The sequence below is a fragment of the Alienimonas sp. DA493 genome, assembly GCF_043951915.1.
Lineage (GTDB): Bacteria > Planctomycetota > Planctomycetia > Planctomycetales > Planctomycetaceae > Alienimonas.
This window is the reverse complement of sequence record NZ_JBINJD010000006.1, coordinates 47592-69669: the sequence shown is the minus strand read 5'-3', so window position 1 is coordinate 69669 and position 22078 is coordinate 47592. Positions and strand designations below refer to the sequence as shown.

Annotated in this window: 15 protein-coding genes; 5 read left to right on the top strand and 10 right to left on the bottom strand. The window is 71.0% G+C overall.

The genetic code is table 11. The annotated features are described in order from the left end of the window. The coding region (locus tag ACG2DA_RS01815) for an Hsp70 family protein (protein ID WP_395253751.1) at positions 1–1095 on the top strand (1095 nt) is incomplete at its 5' end. 72 nt (positions 1096–1167) lie between these two features. Here ACG2DA_RS01815 and rho read toward each other — a convergent pair. Further along, positions 1168–3057, bottom strand: coding sequence for a transcription termination factor Rho (rho, locus tag ACG2DA_RS01810; RefSeq protein ID WP_395253750.1), 1890 nt, complete (start codon positions 3055–3057; stop codon positions 1168–1170). Positions 3058–3948: 891 nt separating this feature from the next. On the opposite strand from rho, the gene ACG2DA_RS01805 reads away from it, so the two are divergent. Beyond that, on the top strand, positions 3949–8118 hold the full coding sequence (locus ACG2DA_RS01805) for an amidohydrolase family protein (protein ID WP_395253749.1): 4170 nt from the start codon (positions 3949–3951) through the stop codon (positions 8116–8118). A 78-nt stretch (positions 8119–8196) separates the two neighbouring features. On the opposite strand, the gene ACG2DA_RS01800 is transcribed toward ACG2DA_RS01805, so the two are convergent. The 5 genes from ACG2DA_RS01800 to ACG2DA_RS01780 form a co-directional block, all read right to left on the bottom strand. Then, positions 8197–9375, bottom strand: coding sequence for a thioredoxin domain-containing protein (locus ACG2DA_RS01800; RefSeq protein WP_395253748.1), 1179 nt, complete (start codon positions 9373–9375; stop codon positions 8197–8199). A 59-nt stretch (positions 9376–9434) separates the two neighbouring features. After that, a complete protein-coding gene (locus ACG2DA_RS01795; protein WP_395253747.1) occupies positions 9435–10028 on the bottom strand; it encodes an anthranilate synthase component II in 594 nt (197 codons plus the stop codon). A 61-nt stretch (positions 10029–10089) separates the two neighbouring features. Then, positions 10090–11547, bottom strand: coding sequence for an anthranilate synthase component I family protein (locus ACG2DA_RS01790; protein WP_395253746.1), 1458 nt, complete (start codon positions 11545–11547; stop codon positions 10090–10092). A 71-nt stretch (positions 11548–11618) separates the two neighbouring features. After that, entirely contained in the window at positions 11619–13076 is a 1458-nt protein-coding gene (locus tag ACG2DA_RS01785) for a DUF6513 domain-containing protein (RefSeq protein ID WP_395253745.1), read from the bottom strand. Further along, on the bottom strand, positions 13073–13849 hold the full coding sequence (locus ACG2DA_RS01780) for an SDR family NAD(P)-dependent oxidoreductase (protein ID WP_395253744.1): 777 nt from the start codon (positions 13847–13849) through the stop codon (positions 13073–13075). Before ACG2DA_RS01780 ends, ACG2DA_RS01785 begins: the two co-directional genes overlap by 4 nt. 718 nt (positions 13850–14567) lie before the next feature. On the opposite strand from ACG2DA_RS01780, the gene ACG2DA_RS01775 reads away from it, so the two are divergent. The 3 genes from ACG2DA_RS01775 to ndk all read left to right on the top strand — a co-directional run bounded on the left by ACG2DA_RS01775 (position 14568) and on the right by ndk (position 16762). Continuing rightward, a complete protein-coding gene (locus tag ACG2DA_RS01775; RefSeq protein WP_395253753.1) occupies positions 14568–14903 on the top strand; it encodes an ArsR/SmtB family transcription factor in 336 nt (111 codons plus the stop codon). A 126-nt stretch (positions 14904–15029) separates the two neighbouring features. Continuing rightward, on the top strand, positions 15030–16169 hold the full coding sequence (gene carA, locus ACG2DA_RS01770) for a glutamine-hydrolyzing carbamoyl-phosphate synthase small subunit (RefSeq protein WP_395253743.1): 1140 nt from the start codon (positions 15030–15032) through the stop codon (positions 16167–16169). 125 nt (positions 16170–16294) lie between these two features. Beyond that, on the top strand, positions 16295–16762 hold the full coding sequence (ndk, locus tag ACG2DA_RS01765; protein ID WP_395253742.1) for a nucleoside-diphosphate kinase: 468 nt from the start codon (positions 16295–16297) through the stop codon (positions 16760–16762). 15 nt (positions 16763–16777) lie between these two features. Here ndk and ACG2DA_RS01760 read toward each other — a convergent pair whose 3' ends face one another. From ACG2DA_RS01760 to sucC, 4 genes are all read right to left on the bottom strand, one after another. After that, the gene (locus tag ACG2DA_RS01760) at positions 16778–17626 is read right to left on the bottom strand and encodes a DUF4328 domain-containing protein (RefSeq protein ID WP_395253741.1); all 849 of its coding nucleotides are present in this window, start codon (positions 17624–17626) and stop codon (positions 16778–16780) included. A gap of 69 nt (positions 17627–17695) precedes the next feature. Then, positions 17696–19798 (bottom strand): DUF5722 domain-containing protein, encoded by a 2103-nt coding sequence (locus ACG2DA_RS01755; protein ID WP_395253740.1) that lies wholly within the window; start codon positions 19796–19798, stop codon positions 17696–17698. 44 nt (positions 19799–19842) lie between these two features. Then, positions 19843–20724 carry a succinate--CoA ligase subunit alpha gene (sucD, locus tag ACG2DA_RS01750; RefSeq protein WP_395253739.1) on the bottom strand — a complete coding sequence of 294 codons (882 nt, stop codon included), beginning with the start codon at positions 20722–20724 and terminating at the stop codon, positions 19843–19845. A 91-nt stretch (positions 20725–20815) separates the two neighbouring features. After that, positions 20816–22003 carry an ADP-forming succinate--CoA ligase subunit beta gene (gene sucC / locus ACG2DA_RS01745; RefSeq protein ID WP_395253738.1) on the bottom strand — a complete coding sequence of 396 codons (1188 nt, stop codon included), beginning with the start codon at positions 22001–22003 and terminating at the stop codon, positions 20816–20818. Between the last annotated feature and the right edge of the window lie 75 nt (positions 22004–22078).

Below are 22078 nucleotides of genomic sequence, written 5' to 3'. Positions count from 1 at the left end.
GGCGCCGATCCCCGCAACGACCCCGAGAGCGAACAGGCCTTGCTGAACGAGGCGGAGGAGGTGAAACGGTCGCTGTCCGTGCGGGAGGCGACGCAGATCAACCTCGTCCACGCCGGCCGCCGCAAGAGCTACAAGGTCGAACGCAACCAGCTGGACGCCCTCACCGCGCACCTCGTCGCCCGGGCGGAGAAGCGGGTCACGGAACTCATCCGCACGCACACGAAGGGCTGGGGCGAGATCGATGCGGTGCTGCTCACCGGCGGTTCGACCCGCATCCCGGCGGTTCGGGCGATGCTCAAGCGGCTCGCCGGGACCACGCCCAGCACGGAGTTGTCCCCGGACCAGTCCGTCGCCCACGGCGCCTGCCTGTACGCCGGACTGCTGGCCCGCGACGAATCGTTCGCCAAGAACCTGCTGGGCGACCGGGCGGACACCGGCGAATGGCGGGACTGGCTCTCCCGGGCCGTGCCCACCCAGCGGACCGGCCGCGGGCTGGGCATCCTGGTGCGGGAGGTCGGCACCAACGCCCATGTGCCGCACTATCTCATCCCCCCGAACAGCCCGCTGCCGGCCTCCGCGACGCAGGCCTACGGCACCGTCCGGCCGGGCCAGCGGCGGGTGCGGATTCGCGTGGTGCAGGCCGGACCGACGCCGGACGCCCCGCCGACGGAACTGGGCGACTGCGTCGTCGAACCGCTGCCGGAAGGCCTGCCGGAAAACAGTCCGATCGCGGTGACGCTCTCCCTGGACGCCAGCGGGCTGGTGCACGCCGCCGCCGTGGAGCAGACCGGCGGGGTGCGGGCCGAGGCGAAGATCGTGACGCAACGGCGACGGGCCGAGGGGCCCCGCCCCCCGCGGCCGCCCGCTGTCGACGACGACCCGGTGTCGATCAAGGCCCCGCCGGAACCGCCCGACGAGTCGCTGACGGAGAAGCCGACGACCATTCGCTCCTCCTCGAGCGCCGCCGGATCCGCCCCGCCGCCGCCCGCCCCTAGCCGCACCGGCACGGAGGCCGACGAGGGCGAATCGGAGTTCTGGAGCATGGTCGCCCCCGACGCGAAAACGCCGCGCCGACGCAAACGCACGCGGTCCTGAGCAGGACGAAAGAAATAACGCCGAGGCCCCGCAGGACCTCGGCGTTACGAATCACGTTGCGAGCGGCGAGGCTCACATCACCTGCAACACGCGTTGCAGAAACTCCTCGTTCGTTTCGAACTTCTGCAGCGTCCGGGAGAGGTCCTCCATCGCCTGCGTGCTGGGCAGGGAGATCAGGCTGCGGCGGAGCCGGTTGACGCTCTCGTGCGTCTCGCGGTCCAGCAGCAGTTCCTCGCGGCGGGTGCTGCTCTGCGGGATGTCGATCGCCGGGAAGATCCGGCGGTCGGCCAAGGCCCGGGAGAGGACCAGCTCCATGTTGCCGGTCCCCTTGAACTCCTGGAAAATCACGTCGTCGCCGCGGCTGCCGGTCTCGACCAGCACCGTGCCCACGACCGTGACGCTGCCGCCCTCCTCGAACTTCCGGGCGGTGCCGAACAGCTTCTTGGGGATGTCCAGCGCCTTGATGTCGATGCCGCCCTGCGTGACGCGGCCGCTGTTCGTCCATTTGTTGAACGCCCGGGCCAGCCGGGTGATCGAGTCCAGCAGGACGACCACGTCCTTGCCTTCTTCCGCCATCCGTTTGGCTCGCTCGATGACGAGCTGCGAGACGCGGATATGGCTTTCGACGTCGTGGTCCAGGCTGCTGGCGACGACCTCGCCGTTGACCGTCCGCTGCATCTCGGTGACCTCCTCCGGCCGCTCGTCGATGAGCAGCACGATGAGGTGCACCTCCGGATGGTTCGTGGAGATGCTGTCGGCCATCTCCCGCAGCAGGACGGTTTTGCCGCTCCGCGGCGGGGCGACGATCAACGCCCGCTGGCCCTTGCCCAACGGGGTGAGCAGGTCCATCACACGGGTGGAGACGGTGTACTGCCCCGTTTCGAGCACGATCTGCTCAGTCGGGTTGATCGGGGTGAGGGCGTCGAACTTCGGCGTCTCGTCGTATTCCTCCGGCTTCACGCCGTCCACGGCGGTGATCAGCTTCAGCCGGGGGCCCTGCCCGCGGTTGCCGGGGCCGATCTCGCCCTGGATCTCCACCCCTTCCCGCAGGCGGAAGCGGTCCACCAGGGCCCCGGAGACGAACGGGTCGGACTCCTGGGCGACGTAGTTGTTGGCGGCCTCCCGCAGGAAGCCGTAGCCCTTGGGGTGCATCTCCAGCACGCCGGTGACCGGCTCGCCGCCGCCCTGCTTCGGGGCCGGCTTGCCGCCGCCGCGGGGCGCGGGGGCGGGCTGGTTCTCGCCGCCGCCTTTCTTGCCGCGGCGCCCGCGGCGGGACTTTTTGCCGCTCCCGGCCGCGGGGGCGTTCTTGGATTCGAGCGTCTCCGCCAGCTTCTCGACGGCGAGGTTTTTGGCGACCGAGGGCGGCAGCCGCACGCCGAAATCGTCGTCGACCGTCACGGAACGCCGCGGTTTCACGGCGGCGGCGGCGGACGGGTTGATCGGCAACGGCGGGGCGTCGTCCTCGAAGCCGAAGTCGAACTCCGAGAGGTCGATCTCCTCTTCCTCCGGCTCCGCCTTCTTCTTGGCCCGGCTGCGCTTCGCGGCGGCCTTCTTCGTCGTCGACTTCTTCGCGGCCGTCTTCCGGGTCGTGGAGCTCTTGGCGGAGCGGCGACGGGCGGGGGCCTTCTTCGGTTCGGCCTCCTCATCGCCCTCCGACTCGCCTTCAGACTCGGCGACGTCTTCGCTCACGGTTTCCTCGTCGTTCTGTTCCGCCTTCTTGGTCCGACGGCGGGTCGTCTTGCGGCGGGGTTTGGGTTCGGCCTCTTCGGCGAGGCCGGCTCCGAACCCTTCGGCGTCTGCGTCGTCCATAGCCTCGGCGTGGGTCTGGGGTTCGCTGGTGGAATCGTCTTTCCGGCGAGCGGCGCGGGACCGCCGGCGGGCGGCGCCGCGACGGGGCGCGGAGGAGTCGTTGTCAGCGGCGATGTCCGTCTCGTCGGAGACGGCGGCGGTGGCGGACGGCATAGGGCCGAGGTTCCTCACACGATCAACATGAAATAACGGTTCGGCGCGTTCGCCCCCGCGAAAGCCGGGACGGGCGCCGCATCCCGGCCAGAACGGCCGGGCAGAAACGACAGAGACCAACCGGGCCGGACGGCCCGAGCGATAACGGCGGCGAACAGGGCGAAACTCCCGGACGCCCGGGGCCGCGGGATCGGCGACGATCGCGAAGGATCGCCGCGAACGCCGCCCCGGGAGGGACGCGGGGCAGCCGAACGGGCCGAACTCCCGTCCGCCGGGGCAGATCGGGAACGAAACGGCGCAGGCCGGATGCAGATGCGAAAGCGGTCGCCCCGACGCCCGCCCGACGCTCTCCGCCAACGAGGAGGGCCGCGGTTCGCGACGCTCGGGGCGAGGAGGGCTTGGCCGGCCGTCCACGCCGCCTGACGAACCCGACGTTCCCGGAAGAACCCGTGGTTCCTGAAAGAACCGCGGCGTCCTGTCGAACGTAACGAGCCGGGGCCCGTCGACAACGACGGCGAAACCAGGCCGGTCAGGGCGGGGAGAGAGGCCGACGGGCTGAACCCGGGGCAGCGGCCGGGAGAAACGGGAACCCTCCGACGGCCCCGAGGCCCGACCTGCGGGAATCCTAGCCATCAACTCGGCGGTGTCAATCGCGGTCCCGGCGCTTCGTCCCCTCCGCGACGATTCGCGGCGCCCGCGGCGTCACGATCCGCGTCGACGGAGCGATCGGGCGGCGGGCCGGGGATTCGGGCGGCGTGGCGAACGCCGCCCGGGCGGCGGTAGGTTGCCGACCCGCCGCTCGCGCCCCGGCACGTCCTTCCAGCCGTCCCGCACCCCCGTCCGCCCCGTCCGATGTCGAGCGTTCCTCCCCCCCGCCCCGCCGCGGGGCCGTTGCGTCGCCTCGCCCCCCCGTTCGCCACCGGCCTCCTGCCGCTGCTCTGTTGGGCGTTGACGCCCGCCGCCCCGGCTCAGGAGCGGCCCGCGGGATTGACCCCCGCCGCTTACGCTCTCGTCGGGGGCACGGTCCGCACCGCGCCGGAGGCCGAACCGTTCGTGGGGACCGTGGTCGCCCGGGACGGGCTGATCGTCGCCGCCGGTCCGACCGACGAGGTCGTCGTGCCGCCCAACGCGGAGGAGATCGACTGCACCGGTCTGTTCGTCTACGCCGGGTTCCTCGACGCGGCGACGGACCGGCCGCTGGACGAGGACCGCATCCCCGACCCGGCCGCCGGGCGGGACGTCAATCAGACCCGCTACGTCCTCGCTGCAACGGAGACCGACAACCGCCGCGGCCTCGTCCCGGAATTCCTCGCTCAGGAGGGGCTGGCGCGGGACGACAAAGCGACGAAGGCCCTGCGGGAGGCCGGGTTCACGGCGGCCCACCTCGTGCCGCGGGGCCGGATCGCGGGCGGCAAGACGGCCCTCGTCACCACCGCCGAGGCGCCGCTGCGAGAAACGCTGCTCGCCGAGGAACTGTTCGCGGCGCTGGACCTCTCCCGGCTGTCGGGGCGGGGCTATCCGAACACGCTGATGGGCACGTTCGCCCACCTGCGGCAGGCCCTGTCCGACGCCCAACGGCACACCCTGCATCAGAAACTCTGGGCGGACGGCGCCGCCGGGGTGCCCCGCCCGCCGGCGGACCCGACGCTGGAGGCCCTCGCCGCGACGCTCGCCGGGGACCTGCCGGCGTTGTTTGAAGTGAGCAGCGCCGACGACGCCCGCCGGGCGGTGAACTTCGCCGCCGAATACGACCTGACTCCCGCCCTCGCCGCCGGCCCGCGGCTGCGGGAGGCCCCCTCCGTCTGGGACCCGGCTGCCGAAAACGCCGCCGCCAACGCCCCGGAGACCATCATCCTCAGCCTCGATTTCGGCTCGGAGCCGAAGCGGCAGGGCTACAAGAAGCCGAAGGGCGACGACTCGGACGACGACAAGGAGGAGGACGCCGACGAGAAAGAGGACGGCGCCGCCGAGGATGAGGACGAGGACGACGACGATGAGACCGCCCCCGCGGACGTCCGCGTGCCGGAGCCGCTGCGGGCCTACCGGGCGCGGCTGGCCCGCTGGCGGGAGGCGGTCGCTGCCCCGGCCGCCCTGCACCGGGCCGGGCGCCGCTTCGCCCTCTCCTCCCGCGGTCTGAAGGGGCCGGAGGAACTGCTGACGAACCTGCGGCTGGCCGTGAAGGCCGGGCTGCCGGAGGACGCCGCCCTCGCCGCTCTGACCCGCGACGCCGCCGACCTGCTGGGTCAGGGCAGCCGGCTGGGCACGCTGGAAGCCGGCCGACAGGCGCACGTTGTCGCCCTCACCGGCCCCTTCACCGAGGCCGACGCCAAAACGCGGTACGTGCTGATCGACCGGGAACGCTACGAGTACAACGAGAACGCCAAGCCGCTGGACCTGGCCAAGCAGAAGGGAAAGCGGAAGGCCCTCACCGCCCCCAAGCCGGTCCCGGCCGCCGACGCGGAGAGCCAACCGACGGAGATCCGCGCCGACCGTCTCGCCGCCCAACGGCGGACCGGCGGGAACCTCGTCATCACCGGCGGCACGGTCCTGACCGGGACGGGGGAGACGATCGAGAACGCCACCGTCGTGATTACCAACGGCAAATTCGCCGTCGTCGAGGCCGGCGCCGAACCGGGTCCGCTGCCGGACCACACGCACCTCGACGCGACCGGCCGGTACCTGATGCCGGGGATCATCGACACGCACTCCCACATCATGATCACCGAGGGGATCAACGAGGCGACGCGGTCCCTCACCCCGGAGGTCCGCATCGCGGACGTGATCGACACCGACGACGACAGCGAATACCGGGCGCTGGCCGGCGGGGTGACGACCGCCCGGCTGTTCCACGGCAGCGCCAACGTCGTCGGCGGGCAGGACGCGGTCGTCAAACTGCGGTACGGCCAAAGCGCCGAGGCGCACAAGTTCGACGGCGCCAAGCAGGGGGTAAAGTTCGCCCTCGGGGAGAACGTGAAGGACTCCAAGGCGGCCTTCCCGAACACCCGCCTCGGCGTGGAGGCGACGCTCAAACGGGCCTTCAGCGAGGCCGCCGACTACGCCCGCCGGCAGCAGGCCTACGAGGAGGCGATCGCGGCCGATCCGTCGAAGAAGGACACGTTGCTGCCCCCCCGCCGCGACCTGCGGTTGGAGGCGCTGGCGGACATCCTCGGCGGCGACAAATTCATCCACTCGCACTGCTACCGGGCGGACGAAATCCTGATGCTGATGCGGGTCGCCGAACGCTTCGGCGTCCGCGTGGCCAGCCTTCAGCACGTGCTCGAGGGCTACAAGATCGCCCCGGAGATTGCCGCCCACGGGGCCAGCGCCAGCACCTTCGCCGACTGGTGGGCCTACAAGGTCGAGGCCTACGACGCGACCCCCTACAACGCCGCGATCCTGCACGAGGCGGACGTCAATACGGTCATCAAAAGCGACGACTGGGAGCTGATCCGGCACCTTTACCTGGAGGCCGCCAAGCCGGTGAAGTACGGGAACGTCGACCCGGACGACGTGATCGCCTTCGTCACCCTGAACGCGGCCCGCGAACTGGGGCTGGAGGACCGCCTCGGCAGCATCGAGGTCGGCAAGGACGGCGACCTCGCCGTCTACAACGCCCACCCGCTGAACAGCTTCACCCGGGTCGAGACGACGATCGTCGACGGCGAGATCTTCTTCGACCGCTCCCGGGCCGTCACCGCCCTCTCCCCGAAGGCGCAGGAGCGGACGAAGACCCCGCCGACGTGGAGCTTCCCGGAGCCGGAACTGCGCGAGCTGACGCTCGACCTCGAACCGGCCCGCGGCGGGACGTTCGCCCTCGCCGGGGCGACGATTCAAACCTGCGACGATTCGCAGGGCGAGGACGGCGTGATCGAGAACGGCGTGATCGTCGTGCAGAACGGCGTCATCACCGCCGTGGGACCGGTCGGTCCGGTCGAGGTGCCGCCCGGCGTGCCCCTGCTGAACGTCCGCGGCCTGACAATCACCCCCGGCCTGTTCGACGCCGGCACGGAACTGGGACTGACCGAGATCGGCAAGGTGTCCGAGACGCAGGACTACCGGGAAAGCGGCGATCTCCAGCCGGACCTGCGGGCCGGGATCGCCCTCAACCGGGACTCCGAACTGATCCCCGTGGCCCGGGCCGGCGGGATCACCCACGCCCTGGTTCGCCCCGTCGGCGGGCTGATCGCCGGGCAGGTCAGCGTGGTTCAGCTCTCCGGCTGGACGGCCCCGGAAATGGTGGTCGAACTGGAAGCCGGCCTGCAGATCAACTGGCCCTTGGAACGCAGCTATAACCCGTTCGACGGCGACAGCACGGAAAGCGACGACCGCCTCAAGGAGCGGATCGAACAGCTCACCGAGTTCCTGGAGGAGGGCCAACGCTACCTCGACGCGGTCGCCGCCGCCGAGGCGGAGGGCGACGACGCCCTCGGCCCTGTGCCGGACCCGCGGTTCGACGCCCTCGCCCCCTACCTGAAGGGCGAGAAGCCGGTGTTCTTCGAGGCGAACACCGCCCGACAGATCGCCCAGAGCCTGGCGTTCGCGGAGAAGTTCGGCCTCAAACCAATCATCACCGGCGCCGCGGACGCCTGGAAGCTGGCGGACGAACTGGCGGCGAAGGACGTGCCGGTGATCGTCGGCCCGGTGATGCGGCGGCCCACGGAGGACCACGATCCGTACGACGCCCCCTACGCCAACCCGGGCCGGCTGTACGAGGCCGGCGTGACGTTCTGCCTGCACTCCGACGAAGCGAGCAACAGCCGGAACGTGCCGTTCGAGGCCGCCCAGGCGGTCGCCTACGGCTTGCCGGAACAGGCGGCCCTGCGGGCGATCACCGCGGACGCCGCGTCGATCCTCGGCGTCGCCGATCGGGCCGGGACGCTCACCCCCGGCAAACGGGCCAGCCTGATCCTCGCCGACGGCTCGCCGCTGCAGATCACCACCTCGATCAAGGCGGTGTTCGTCGACGGCGTCCCCTACCCGCCGGAGAGCCGCCAGACCCGGTTCTACGACCGCTACCTGCAACGCCTCCGCACCCCCGAGGCCAGCCCGGCGACGCGGTGACGGGTCGAAGCTCCAAGACCAAGAACTCAAGAACCAAAACGGGTTTGGTTCTTGGGGTCTTGGTCATTGGGATTTCCGTCAGTACGTCCCCACGCCCTCGATTTCCTCGATCAGCAGCACCTGGCGGCCGTTGGCGTAGCGGGAGGGGTCGGCGTGGAACGTTTTGCGGTTCTCGTCGCTGACGAACAGGAATAGGTCGTCCCGCCAGATCGCCGCGTAGGTCGTGCTGCCCGGCACGGCCCGGCCTTCGTCCCGGTACAGCACCGGGTCGCAGCCCAGCAGCTTCGGGGCGTAGCGGTCCGCGTTGGCGTAGAACTTGTCGAACGCTGCGTCGCTGGCCAGGAAATACGTGATGCCCTGGTGCTCCCACTGGAAGTCCCGCTTCCCGCGGACCCACTTCTTTTCGAGGTGCAGGGTCACCGGGCAGAAGCCCCGCATCCCCAGCAGCTTGCGGGTCGGGCGCCGTACGACGCGGGGCGTACCCGGGACCGGGCGGCGGCTCTCCCGGTCTTCCGAAGCGCCGGCCGGCGGAGCGTTCGGCGTGTCGACGGCGCCGGGATCGGCGGAGGAGCCCGGGCGGAACGGGTCCGGCCGGCCGCCGTAGAGGTCGGAAGGGGAACGCGTCGGCGGCGTCGCCGACGGGGCGCTGTCGCCGAAGGCCCCGTCGAAGGCGGCGTCCGGCACGGCGGGGCCGAGGTTCGGTTCGTCCCCGTCGTCCCCGGGGGCGGCCAGCCCGGCCGGCCAGGAGGGGTCGGTGACGCTGATTCGCGGCCCCTCCGGCTTGTCGAAGGCGATCCGCGGGCCGAGTTCCGGCTTGGGGAGCTGTTTCAGCGAGACGTACTGCCCCGCCACGGCCCGCACCCGGCGGGCGTAGTCGGCGGGCTGTTTCAGACCGCTCATCTGACCGAGCACCCGACCGTCCGGGGTCAGCAACACGTCCGCGGGGATGCCGCGGACGCCGTACTGCTGGGCGATCGCCTTGTGCCGGTCGAAGTCCAGGTGGACGCCGACGGCGTCCTTCCGCAGCACGTCCGCGACGGTGGCGGAGTGCAGAACCGGCTCCATCTGCCGGCAGGGCCCGCACCAGGAGGCGCTGAAATGCAGGAGGAGCGGACGATCGCTCTCGACCGCCGCGGCCCGGGCGGAGGCGAGGTCCTCGTACCAGTCGGCCGCCCGTGCGGAGGTCCCCGCCCCCCCCGCCGAGACGGCGCACACGGCGACCGCCGCGAGAATGTGGGGGACTAAGCCGCTGCGCACCGCCGAACTCCGACCGGGACCCGGGAATCGGGGTCATCGGTCGGGCCGCGGGTCGAACTTCAGCCGGACCCGACGCTCAGCCGCAGAAAGTTCGCCAATAACGCGTCGCCGTCGGGGGTAAGCACGCTTTCGGGATGAAACTGCACGCCCCGCACCGGCCGGGTGCGGTGGGCGAGCGCCATGATCGTTCCGTCGTCCGCCCCGCCCTCCAGCGTCGCCGTGACGGCGAGTTCCTCCGGCAGCGAGGCTCGCTCCGCGACGAGGGAGTGATATCGCCCGCAGGCCAGCGGGTTCGGCAGGTTGGCGAACAGGTCGGAGCCGTGGTGTCGCACCGCCGCGGCGACGCCGTGGGCCGGCTCCCCCCGCACCACCCGCCCGCCCAACGCCGCGGCGATCGCCTGATGGCCCAGGCACACGCCGAGCAGCGGCACATCCCAGTCCGTGCAGGCGGCCCGGGCGAACTCCACGCAAACGCCCGCCTCCGCCGGCCCGCAGGGGCCGGGGGAGAGGATCACCGCCTCCGGGCGCATCGCCCGGGCCTCGGCGAGGGTGACGGCGTCGTGTCGGCGGACCGTCACCTCCTTCCCCAGCTCGGCGCACGACCGGGCGAGGTTGTGCACGAAGGAGTCGTAGTTGTCGACCAGCAGAATCACGCGGGGATGGTAGCGGGTTCCAGACGCGCGCCGCCTAACGGCGACGGCGAACCGGGGCGAGTCACCCGGGCGGGCAGAGGGCCCGCAGGGTCGCGGCGGCTTTGTGGAGCGTTTCCTCGTACTCGGCCGCCGGGTCGCTCTGGGCGGTGACGCCGCCGCCGACCCAGGCGACCGTCCCCCAGTCCCGCAGCCAGGCGGTGCGGATGAGGATGTTCGAGTCCATCGCCCCGTCGAAGCCAATCCAGAACTGACTGCCGCAGTACGGCCCGCGGGCGAACGGTTCGAGTTCGTGGATGATCTCCATCGCCCGCACCTTCGGCGCCCCGGTGATCGACCCGCCGGGAAACGCCGCGGCGAGCAGGTCCCAAGCGTCGCGGTCCGCCCGCAGCGTGCCGCGGACCTCGCTGACGAGGTGGTGCACGCTGGCGTAGCTCTCCAGTTCACACAGGGCCGGCGCCCGCACGCTGCCGGGCTCGCAGACTTTCGATAAATCGTTCCGCAGCAGATCGACGATCATCACGTTCTCCGCCCGATCTTTGGCGGAAGCCCGCAGCTCCTCCGCGGCGGCGGCGTCCGCGGCGGGGTCGCTGGCGGGCGGGTTCGGCCGCGGCCGGGTGCCTTTGATCGGCCGGGTCTCGACCTGCATCCGCCCGTCGGCGTCCGGCGTGACGGAAAGGAACCGCTCCGGCGAGGCGCTCAGCAACACGCCGTCGGCGTCCGGTCCGAACGCCCCCGCCGCGAAGACGCCCGCGAACGGGGCCCGGTTCTCCGTCCGCAGCGCCCCGTACAGTTCCCGCCAATTCCGGACCGTGGCTCCCGCCACGATCAGCGGCTGCGCGAGATTCACCTGGAAGACGTCGCCGGCCCGGATGTACTCCGCGGCCCGCTCCACGGCTCGTTCGTACTCGGCCCGGGTGAACGTCCCGTACGTCTCCCGCCAGCCCGGCGCCCTCGGCAGATCCGGCTGAAGCGGTTCGCCGCGGACCGTCCCCGGGATCGGCGGCGGCTCGGCCTCCAACCGGGCCAGCACGGCAACCAACCGCCGTTCCGCCAACCGCTCCCGCCGGACGCCCTGCGGGGCGTGCGGGTCCGGGCCGCCCTGCGAGATCACCCACGCCCGCCCCGCCGCGTGGTCCCAAGCGAGCGCCCAGTCTGCGACCGCGGTGACGCTCCGCCCCGGGCCGAGGTGCAGGCGGGGATCCCGGCCGCATTCGGGCACGGCGTACGTCTTCGGTTCCGGCAGCCGCTCGAACCGGCGGCCCTCCTCGTAACACCACAACCCCACCGCTCCGCCCTGGAACGGCGGCAGGCCGTCGATCCACTCCGTCTCGAACGCCGCCAGCGCCCCCCGCACCGTCCGCACGGACGCTGGCCGCACGTCGGCGGTGAGATAGGAATACCGACCCCGCGGGTCGTCGGTCGCGCTGCTGTCGAACAGCACGGGCCCGCGGTCGGCGAACGCCGAGAGCGCCGCGGGGACCGTCGGCGGGGGCGTCAGTTCGTGAACGAGCGGCGGCACCCCCGTAGGGTCCGCTCTGCGGACCGTCCGGGGAAGCTCAGCCCGTCAGAAAACGGTCCGCGGAGCGGACCCTACTTTCTCCGGCGGTCGATTGCGCTCTCCTCCGCCCGCGTCAGCATCCCCCACCGCAAGGCTTCGTCCTGCACGTAGCCCTTCCCCAGCGTGAGGGCCGTCGCCGCCTTCGCCAACTCGTGCCCCAGGTAAAAGGCGTGCGACGCCGACAGCGGCCGCCCCGCGGCGGTCGCGGCGGCCTCCGCGGCGTCGAACAGGGCGAACGGATCCCGGCCGACGTGCCGGCCGTCGCGATTGAAGAGGTGAATGTTCCGCCCGTCGATCAGCACCCGGTAGTTCGGGTCCGTCACCGAGGCCGCCAGCTCTTCGATTTCCGCCGGCGTCGCCACCCGCGGCCGGGGATCACGGAGCATCACCAGGGCGTCGCTCAGATGTTTCGGCACGGTCCCGCGGTCGGCGGCGCAGCGCATCAGCCGGCGGGCGGCGTCCAGTTCCCGCACGCTGCTTTGGGCCCAGGGGATCACCTGGGTGGTCAGCACGCTGAAGATTCGCCGCTCCTGACAGAACCCCGCCAGCAGGGCGTTCACCCCGGCGGAGTCGACGCCGGTCAGTTCGGTGAGGTTCCCGACCCCCATCAGCATCGCCGCCTCCGGCCGGCGGCGGCGCACCTCGGAGTAGCGGTCCAGCGACGCCGCGAAGCCGAAGTGGATCGGCTCCAGGATCGCGTCCAGCCGATGGGCGACGCCGGCCTCGCCCAGCGCGTCGGCGGTGCGGTACAGGCTGTCGAGGTCCGACGGCTCGTCGGGGATCACGACGAACTCCGCCCCCGTGTCCTTTCCCAGCGGCACCGCCCAGTCGCGGTTCGTGCCGTTGCAGGAGAGAACCAGCTCGGCGCCGGCCTCGACGGAGGCGGTCACCTCGCCGCGGTCGAAGCTGTCCACGCTCACCCGGTGCCCCTCGCCCCTCAGCAACCGCACCAGGTCCGCGACGCGGGCCGCGGGGGCGCCGGGCGTGGCGCCGACGTCGATCACGTCCGCCCCGTCCGCCCGCAGAGCCGCGGCGGTCGCGACGGCCTCCGCGTCCGACAGGCGGGCGGCGTGGTTGATCTCGGCGATAATTTCAATGTCCCACCGCGACAGGTCCGGCGGGTCGCGGTCGTCGTCGCCGAGGAACGCCGGCAGGTCGTGAAAATCCTTCGGCCCGCGAACGAACGGCAGGCCGAACCGCTCCTTCAGCGCCGCCGGGTCGGCGTCGCACAGACCGGGCAGCACGGCCCGGTCGAAGCGGCCCCCGAGGTCGTCCAGCAGCGAACCGAGGCGGTTCAGGAGGAGTTTCGTGTGCGTCAGCGCCGCCACCTGCACCCCGGGCACGGCGATCTCCCAGGCGAAGCCGTGCCGCTCGCCCAGCGGGCCGAGCGTCCGCCGCAGGGCCGGCTCCGCCAGCGTGCCGGTGACGAACAGGACCCGCTCCCCCCGCCAGCGGTTCTGCCCGGGCGCCTGTTCGTCCCCGTCGCTCACCGGACGGCCCCGCCGTTCACGTTCACGACCTGCCCGGTCACAAAGGAGGCGGCGTCGCTGCACAGCCAGCGGGCGCAGCGGGCGATGTCCTCCGGCGTGCCCCAGCGTTTGAGAGGCGTCTCCCGCATGACCCGGGCCTGCCACTCGTTCGGGGCGGTTTCGCCCCAGGCGGTGAGGATCCAGCCGGGGGCGACGCAGTTCACCCGCACCTCCGGCGCCAGCGAGACCGCCAGCGACCGGGTGAAGGCCATCACGCCGGACTTAGCGACGGCGAAGAGCTCTCCGCTGTCGCCGTCCATGCCGGTCGCGGCCTGATCCCAGCCGACGTTCAGAATCGCCCCGCCGCCCCGCTCCCGCATCGCCGCCCCGACTGCCCGGGAGAGGGCGACCGTGGCCGTCACGTCCACCGCCAGCAGGGCGGCGAGCTTCTCCTCGTACGACAGCGAGCGGCCGGCGCCGGTCAGCAGGTCGACGCCGGCGTTGTTGACCCACACGTCGGGCGTGCCGAGGGCGGCGGTTGCTTCGGCGAGCAGCCGGTCCCGCTCCGCCGGCTCCGCCAGGTCTCCGACGAACCGGCCGACCGCGGAGACCTCCTCGGCGACGGCCGCCAACCGATCCGCGGAGGCCCGGCAGGTGAGAAACAGCGTCGCCCCGGCGGCGTGCAGTTCCCGGGCGATCGCGGCCCCGATCCCGCTGCTGGCGCCGGTGACGACTGCCGAACGGCCGGGCAGCGCCGCAAATCCAGCAGGCGGGCCGGAGATGGGATTCGGCATGAGACGGTCGTGATGCATTGGGAGCGATGGATCATTCATCAGGCGCCTCTGCCCGCCAAATGGGCAGGGTCGGTCGGCGAGACGCCGCGGCCGTTCGCCGCACTGAGGCTAAGACATTTTTTCACCGGTGACCGGGGTGCAGACGCTATTGGCCTCGCAATGAACGCAACTCTAGCAACGGAATCGAAAATCTGCATGAAGACTCAGCGGCACGGAAATCGACTGTTGACTACGAGTCCCGTACTGTAAGACTCCTGCGAACCGCCTGATGGGTCTCCCCCCGCATCCCCGGCCAGCGGCCGTCACGAGTCTCTCGTGCCGAAGCCAGACGCGGGATTGCCGTTCCGGCGGACGCCCCGCGGACGACGAGCCTTTGGCACGCCGCTTGCGGATGCGTTGATCGGACGCCCGCCCTCCCCGTGAGACTGACGTGCGACCGTTTTCCCGACCTTGGGTCGGCTCCACCCACACTACGATATCCGGCCTCTGTGCCGACCCACACCACGGACCTCTATCAATGCTCGCCACCGCCGTCGCCGAACCGGTTAACGACGTTCGTCACGCCGACGCCCCCTCCCCTTCCATCCGCACCGCGGCCACGAACGTGACCGGTCGGGCCGGGTTGGCCCACCGCTCCGACGACGTCCTGGAGGACGACTTCGGCGCCGGTCTGACCGACGTGGAGCAGGACGCCGAATCCGACGGCCGGTTCCCCGTCCTGCCGGACGCCCTGGAGCAGGACCTCGTGCAGGTCTTCAAGCTGCTCTCCGACGAGACCCGGCTGCGGATCCTGCTGTACCTGGCTCGCGAGGGCGAACTGCACGTGACCGCCCTGTGCAAGCGGCTCTCCCAGAGCCAGCCGGCGGTCTCGCACCACCTCGCCCTGCTCCGCAACGCGGGCATCATCGAGCCCCGCCGCGACGGCAAGCACAACTTCTACAGCATCCGCCAGCAGCGGTTCGTCGGGTTGATCTCCGAGTTCTTCGCCACCGTCCGCGACCCGGAGACGGACGCGGTCGAGTTCGACGAGTTCGTGCTCAGCAAGAGCGAATAACCCGTCCCCCGACGCGTTTGATCGACCGCCCGCGGCCCGGACGCATCGAGCGTCCGGGCCGTTTTGCGTAGGATGCCGCCCGAACCCCCTTCGACCCGCCCCGGGGCCCCCGCCCCCGCCCGCCCGATGCCGCAAACGTCGCCCCGCCCCGCCAAGCTCGCCCTCGCCGACGGCACCGTGTTCACCGGCGAACACTTCGGCGCGACCGGCGAAGCCTTCGGCGAAGCGGTCTTCAACACCAGTCTGACCGGCTATCAGGAGATCCTCACGGACCCCTCCTACGCCGGGCAGATCGTGACGATGACCTACCCGGAGATCGGCAACTACGGCGTGAACGCCGACGACGTGGAGTCCAAGGGGATTGCCGCCCGCGGGTTCGTCGTGCGGGAGCTGTGCCGCCGGCCCAGTAACTTCCGCAGCGAGAAGCCGCTGTCGGCCTACCTCGAGGAAGCGGGCGTCGTGGGGATCAGCGGGGTCGACACCCGGGCGCTGGTCCGCCGGCTCCGCAGCGCCGGGGCGATGACGGCGGTAATCTCCACGGAGACGCTGGACGACGCCGCCCTCGTCGAGAAAGCCAAGAGCAGCCCGGACATCGTCGGTCAGGACCTCATCAAGACGGTCATGCCGGACGCCCCCCGGGACTGGGCCGAGCCGCTGCACGAATTCGCCGCTCCCAGCGCCGCGCAGGCCACGCCGGGGCACACGCCGCACGTGGTGGCGATCGACTACGGCATGAAGTGGAACATTCCCCGCCACCTCGCCGCGATGGGCTGCAAGGTGACCGTCCTGCCCGGCACCGCGACGGCCGCCGAGGTGAAAGCCCAGAAGCCGGACGGCATCTTCCTCTCCAACGGCCCCGGCGACCCGCGGCCGCTGGACTACGCCGTCGGCACGATTCGGGAGCTGCTGGAGGACGGCGTGCCGATCTTCGGCATCTGTCTCGGCCAGCAGTTGCTCGGGCTGGCCTGCGGCGGGGAGATCGAAAAGCTGAAATTCGGCCACCGCGGCGCCAACCAGCCGGTGCTCGAAAAGGAGACCGGTCGGGTCGAGATCACCAGCCAGAACCACGGCTTCGCCCTCAAAGCGGACAGCCTGCCGGCGGACGTGGAGGTGACCCACATCAACCTCAACGACGACACCGTCAGCGGCATCCGCCACAAGACCCGTCCGGCCTTCGCGGTGCAGTACCACCCGGAAGCCAGCGCCGGCCCGCACGACAGCGGCCACCTGTTCGCCCGCTTCCGCGAGATGATGTCGAAGGCGTGAGGTTCAAGGCGGAAGGGCGAGGGGGGGGGGGAAGGCGGAAGGAACTGCGGCGTCGCGTTGAGGAACGGGCGGGGGTGTGTCATCTTTCCCCTCCGCCTTTCGCCTTCATCCTTCCGCCTTCCCGCATGGCCCTCGAACGCACCCTGATCCTCGTCAAACCGGACGCCGTCCAGCGGCGCCTGACCGGGGAGATCCTCTCCCGGCTGGAGCGGAAGGGACTGAAGATCGTCGGGGCGAAGATGCTCCGCATCACGCCGGAGCTGTCCCGCCAACACTATGCGGAGCACGTCGAGAAGCCGTTCTATCCGGACCTCGAAGGGTTCATCACCAGCGGCCCCGTCGTCGCAGTGTGCGCCGAAGGGCCCGGGGCGATCGCCGTCTGTCGGACGCTGATGGGGGCCACCAACGGCCGCGAGGCCGCTCCCGGCACGATCCGCGGCGACTACGGCCAAAGCCGCAGCATGAACCTGATCCACGGCAGCGACGGTCCGGAGGCCGCCGCCCGCGAGTTAAATCTGTATTTCAAGGACGAGGAGCTGTTCGAGTTCGACAAGCTGATCGAACCGGTCCTCTACGAAGCGGCCGAGGCCTGACTCGGCCGGGCGGCGTCAAACAAGCGCTTCGTCCCGCCGGGCAGGATGTTCAGCGCCGCACATCGGGCAGCGGTCGGGGTCGGCGACAGGCTCGTCGGCTCCGACGGGCAACGCTTCGCCGCACTCCCGACAGGTCGCGGCGAGGTCCCGCCCTTCCCCGACGTCGGGTTCGGACCGCTTCTCCTGACGCCGTTCGCTCTGCCAGTGGAACAGCGTGCGGAACATCCAGATTGCCGTCGCGGCGCTGGCGACGCCGATCAGCGATTCTCCGATCGACAGGTAACAGGCGGTCTTCGCCATGGAGAAGTCTCCAACGCCCGGTTCCTGCATCGCCATGCGGGCGCTGACTTGGCCGAGGACGCCGCCCAGCAGCCAGAGACCCCACCAGACCCGCAGCAGCCCGGGGACGCGATTATCCTGCCAGTGCTCCGGCACGCCGCCCTCGGACCGCGGCCGGCTGGCTCGGAAGTACTCCGCCATCGCCTGATACGGCCGGACGAGGTTCAGGAACGGCACGAAGTACCACCCCACCGCCCACCCGGCGGCGTACTGCACCCGCGGGGCCAACGTGTGAGCGTTCGCCCCGGCCCGGTAGGTCAGGCAGAGGAAACAGATCGCGGTGACGAGAAAGATCAGCACCGCCAGGATGGCCGCGGCCCCCACCGCGACGGACATCGAATCTGCGTCAGCCTGCAGGGCGAAGTCCTGCGCCACGTCCGGGGACTCGGCCCGCTCGTAGATCGACACTTCCCACAGGTTCAGCGGGATCAGCACAACGTCCACCGCCGCCCCGAAGGCCAGTAGCGCGACCACCGCGGTCAGTAGCAGTCCGCCGGACCTGTACTGGTAATTTTTGCGAGCCACGGTCGACTGCCGAATGAGGAGCAGGGATTTCCCGGGGTTATCGCGGGGCCGGCCGCCCGTTGCGAGCGTTTACGGATCGTCCCGCTCCGCCGGTCCGCCGGGGGCGCCGACGGCGTCCAGCAGCCAGCGCCACCGCGCTTCTTCCGGAGTGCCGAGGTCTCGGTAGACCTCCCACGCCAACTTCTTTGGGCCGTCCGGTTCCTCGGGGGTCGGTTGGCGCCGCAGGCCCAGTCGCAGCGGCCCCTCGCCCGGGTGGTCGATCCAGCGGTGGTTGTGGAACGCCTCGACCACCGTCAGTTCCCGCAGCCGATCCCAGGTGTAGAGAAACGCCGCCGCCTGCACCCGTTCATGCTGCGCCCGCTCGGCGGGATCGTCCGTCTCCGGCGTGTGGAACCCCTGTTCCGACAGTAGCACGCCCCGCACGACGCCCTCCACGGCGCCAGGCGGGCGGAACCGCAGCTCCGGGCGGTGCAGAAAGCGTTCGAGGACGGCCAGATTGCGGGGGGTGATCATCGGCGTGTCGTCCCGGTCGGTCGGCAGACGATCGCTCCACGGCGTCGGCCGCAGGAGACTTTCCGGATAGGGGTGATAGGCGACGCCCCACTCGAAGTCCCCCTCCCGCCGGGACAACGCCGCCAAGTCTTCGAGCAACCGCTTGGGCGCGTAGGTCCGCCAGGTCGGGTCGGGCGGCTGGTCCCAGTGGTGGGTCAGCGAGACGAAGGTGCGGGCGTGCGGATCGTTGCGCCGCGTCAGGGCATGGGCCAGACGCATCGCCCGGTAGTAGGTCTCCAGATACCGCAGCGGCGGCTGCTCGCCCATGTTCGTCCAGTGGGCGCCCTGGTCGATCTCGTTGTGCAGGATCCAATTGACGATGCGGCCGTGATCCTCGCCGGCCGAGCCGTCCGCGGGTCGGGCGTAGCGGTCGCTCAACAGGGCGATCGCCGCCCCGTAGGCCGCGACGCCCTCTTCCGTAGCGAGGTTCGGCATGGCGTAGGCGGCGCCAGCGTTCACCGCTTCCGGGTGCGCCAACGTGCGACCGAACTCGTTCTCGGAGAACGTGATCAGCAGGATCGCGGAGACGACGATTCCCTGCTCCGTCGCCGGACCGATGAGCGCGTCGTACCGGCGGAGGGCGTCGTCGACGGCGTACCAGGTGCGCCCGGCGTGGCGGAACGGCGTTCGCCCCGGCCCGGGGGTCGTGCGAACGAACAGGCTCAGCGGGACGTTGATCGTGGCGTTGTGAATGCCCAGTTCGGTCCAGTCCGACCGCGGCCCGCGGTCGGAGATCCCGCCCAGCCCCTTTACCGACCGCGGCTCCAGGCGTCCGAGAGCACGGCGGGCGGCGACGGCCGTCGGATAGGCGACGTGAGAGTTCAAGACCCAACGGTCCCGCTCTCGCCGGGCGAGCGCCCAGCGGGAGGTGACGCGGTCGCCCCCGTCGGTCGAACGCGGCAAGCGCGCTCTGAACGGCCCCGTGGGCAGTTCCTCGACGGCCCGGGCGTGCGCCGCCTCGATCCGCATCGCCGTCGGCGCCCACGGGAAGATTTCCACCAGCGTCGCCGGCCGCTCCGCCCGGCCGACCAGCCGAATCTCCTCCTCCAACGCGACGACCCGCTCGATCGCCGAGGGGAAGTCCGCGTCGAGCACCGCCTGCACCGCCGCGGCGTCGCGCCGCTTGCGGTCGCGTTCCCGCTGTCGCTCGGCGGCGGAGCGACGTTCCGATTCGTTGAGCGGCCGCAGTCGCAAACCGCGGACGCTCAGCGCCACACCGGCGCGGCGGCCGAAATCCAGCCGCAGCTCCCGCGTCGCCGGGGTCCAGCGGCCGCCGGACGCCTCACGGAGGTTCACCGCGAACCGGGCCCAGCCCTCCGCCTTCGCCAGCGGCCCGGCGTCGATCGATCGTAACTCCGCGAACGGCGAGCCGTAGTAGACCCGCAGGCCGTCGACGCCGTCCGGGCAGAGGTACTCGAACTCGAGCACGACGGCGTCCGGCTCCGCCGCGGCGGGGTCGAGCGGCCGCAGGGGGACGTACGGGTCGGCGCCGGTCGTCGTCAGCGTCGCCCCGTCGTCCATCGGCGTGATCGTCAGGTCGTGGGCCGCGGCGGCGTCCCACGTCAGCGGGACGTCGGATGGGCCGCACAAAATCAGCAGGAGCGGGGCGAGCGTGAGCATCGCCCCACCCTAGCCGGCGGGAAGAATCCTCGCCGTCCCGCCCGCTACTTCATCGCCCGCTGCACCGCGGCGCCCATGTCGGCGGGGCTTTCGGCGACTTCGACGCCGGCGGCCTTCAGGGCGGCGATCTTCTCCTCCGCCGTGCCGCTGCCGCCGGAGATGATCGCCCCGGCGTGGCCCATCCGCTTGCCCGGGGGGGCCGTGCGGCCGGCGATGAACCCGGCGACCGGCTTGGTCACGTGTTCCTTGATGTACTCGGCGGCCTGCACCTCGGCGTCGCCGCCGATCTCGCCGATCATCAGGATCGCGTCCGTGTCGTCGTCCTGCTCGAACAGTTCGAGCAGGTCGATGAAGGTGGTGCCGATGATCGGGTCGCCGCCGATGCCCACCGCGGTGCTCTGGCCGAGGCCGACGTTGGAGAGCTGCCAGACGGCCTCGTAGGTGAGGGTGCCGCTCTTGGAGATCAGGCCAATCCGGCCCGGGGTGTGGATGTAGCCGGGCATGATGCCGATCTTGGCCACGCCGGGGGTGATGATCCCGGGGCAGTTCGGGCCGATCAGCCGGGACTTCGTCTTCGCCACGAAGTCGTACGCCTTGACCATGTCCAACACCGGGATGCCCTCGGTGATGGCGACGATCAGGCCGCCGCCGCGGCTCTCGAAGGCGTCGGCGGCCTCCATGATCGCGTCGGCGGCGAAGGGCGGCGGGACGAAGATCAGGGAGCAGTTCGCCCCGGTTTCCTCGACGCACTCGTCCACGGTGTTCCAGACCGGAAAGCCGTCCACCTCCGTGCCGCCCTTGCCGGGGGTCACCCCGCCGACCAGCGGCGTGCCGTACTCCCGGCACTGCTGGGAGTGAAACAGGCCCGCCGACCCGGTGATCCCCTGCGTGAGGACCTTGGTGGCGGAGTCGACGAGAATGCTCATGCGGGCGGCGGGGCTGTGGGGTCGCCGGGAACGGCGGGATCGGTGCGGGTGAGGAGAGTCGGCGCGAGCGCCGGCGGAAAACGCCGGGGGATCAGGCGCTCAGCGACGCGACGACCTTCTGGGCGGCGTCGGTCAGGTCGGCGGCGGTGGCGATGTCCTTGCCGCTGTCGGCGAGCATCGTGCGGGCCTTCTCCACGTTCGTGCCCTCCAGCCGGACGACCAGCGGCACGGTGATGCCGACCTTCTCGTAGGCCTCCAGCAGGGCCTCCACGACGTAATCGCACCGCATGATCCCGCCGAAGATGTTGACGAGGATCGCTTTGACGTTCGGGTCGGCGAGGATGATCTCGAACGCCTCGGTGATCGCCTCGACGCTGGCGCCGCCGCCGACGTCCAGGAAGTTCGCCGGCTCCCCGCCGTGCAGCTGGATCAGGTCCATGGTGCTCATCGCCAACCCGGCCCCGTTGACCAGGCAGCCGATGTTGCCGTCGAGCTTGACGTAGCTGAGCCCCGCCTTGCCGGCGCGGATCTCGCTTTCGTCCTCTTCGGTCAGGTCGCGGTACTCGCCGAGGTTCTTGTGGCGGAACAGGGCGTTGCCGTCGAAGCTGACCTTGGCGTCCAGGGCGACGAGGTCGCCGGCGCCGGTGACGACCAGCGGGTTGACCTCCGCCATGTCGCAGTCGGAGTCGAGGAAGAACCGCACCAACGCCGGCAGGAATTTGGCGGCGTTGCGGACGGCCTTGCCCTCCAGGCCCAGCTGGAAGGCCAACTCCGTCGCCTGGAAGGCGTGAAGGCCGTAGCCGCCGTCGACGGCCACCTTGAGGATCTTCTCGGGGGTGTTCTCGGCGACCTCCTCGATGTCCATCCCGCCCTCGCTGGAGGCGATCAGGATCGGCGTGCGGCGGTCGCGGTCGACGGTGACGGCGACGTACAGCTCGCTGGCGATGTCGAGGCCCTCCTCGACCAGCAGCGTGTTGACCTTCTTGCCCTCCTCGCCGGTCTGGATGGTCACCAGCGTGGAGCCGAGCATCCGGGCGGCGTTTTCCTTCGCCTCCTCGGCCGACTTCACCAGCACGACGCCGGCCTGCTCGGCGTGCTCCTTGAAGCGGCCCTTGCCGCGGCCGCCGGCGTGGATCTGGCTTTTCACGACGGCCAGGCTGCCGCCCAGTTCGCCGAAGGCCGCGGCGACTTCGTCGGGCGAGGAACACACGATGCCGCGCGGCGTGGGCACGCCGGCGTCGCGGAACAGTTCCTTGGCCTGGTACTCGTGAATCTTCATGGCGGGAGGGTAAACGGGCGGACGCGGAGGCGGAAGCGTGCGGGGACGGTCCGCCGGACGCCGACGCGGGAACCC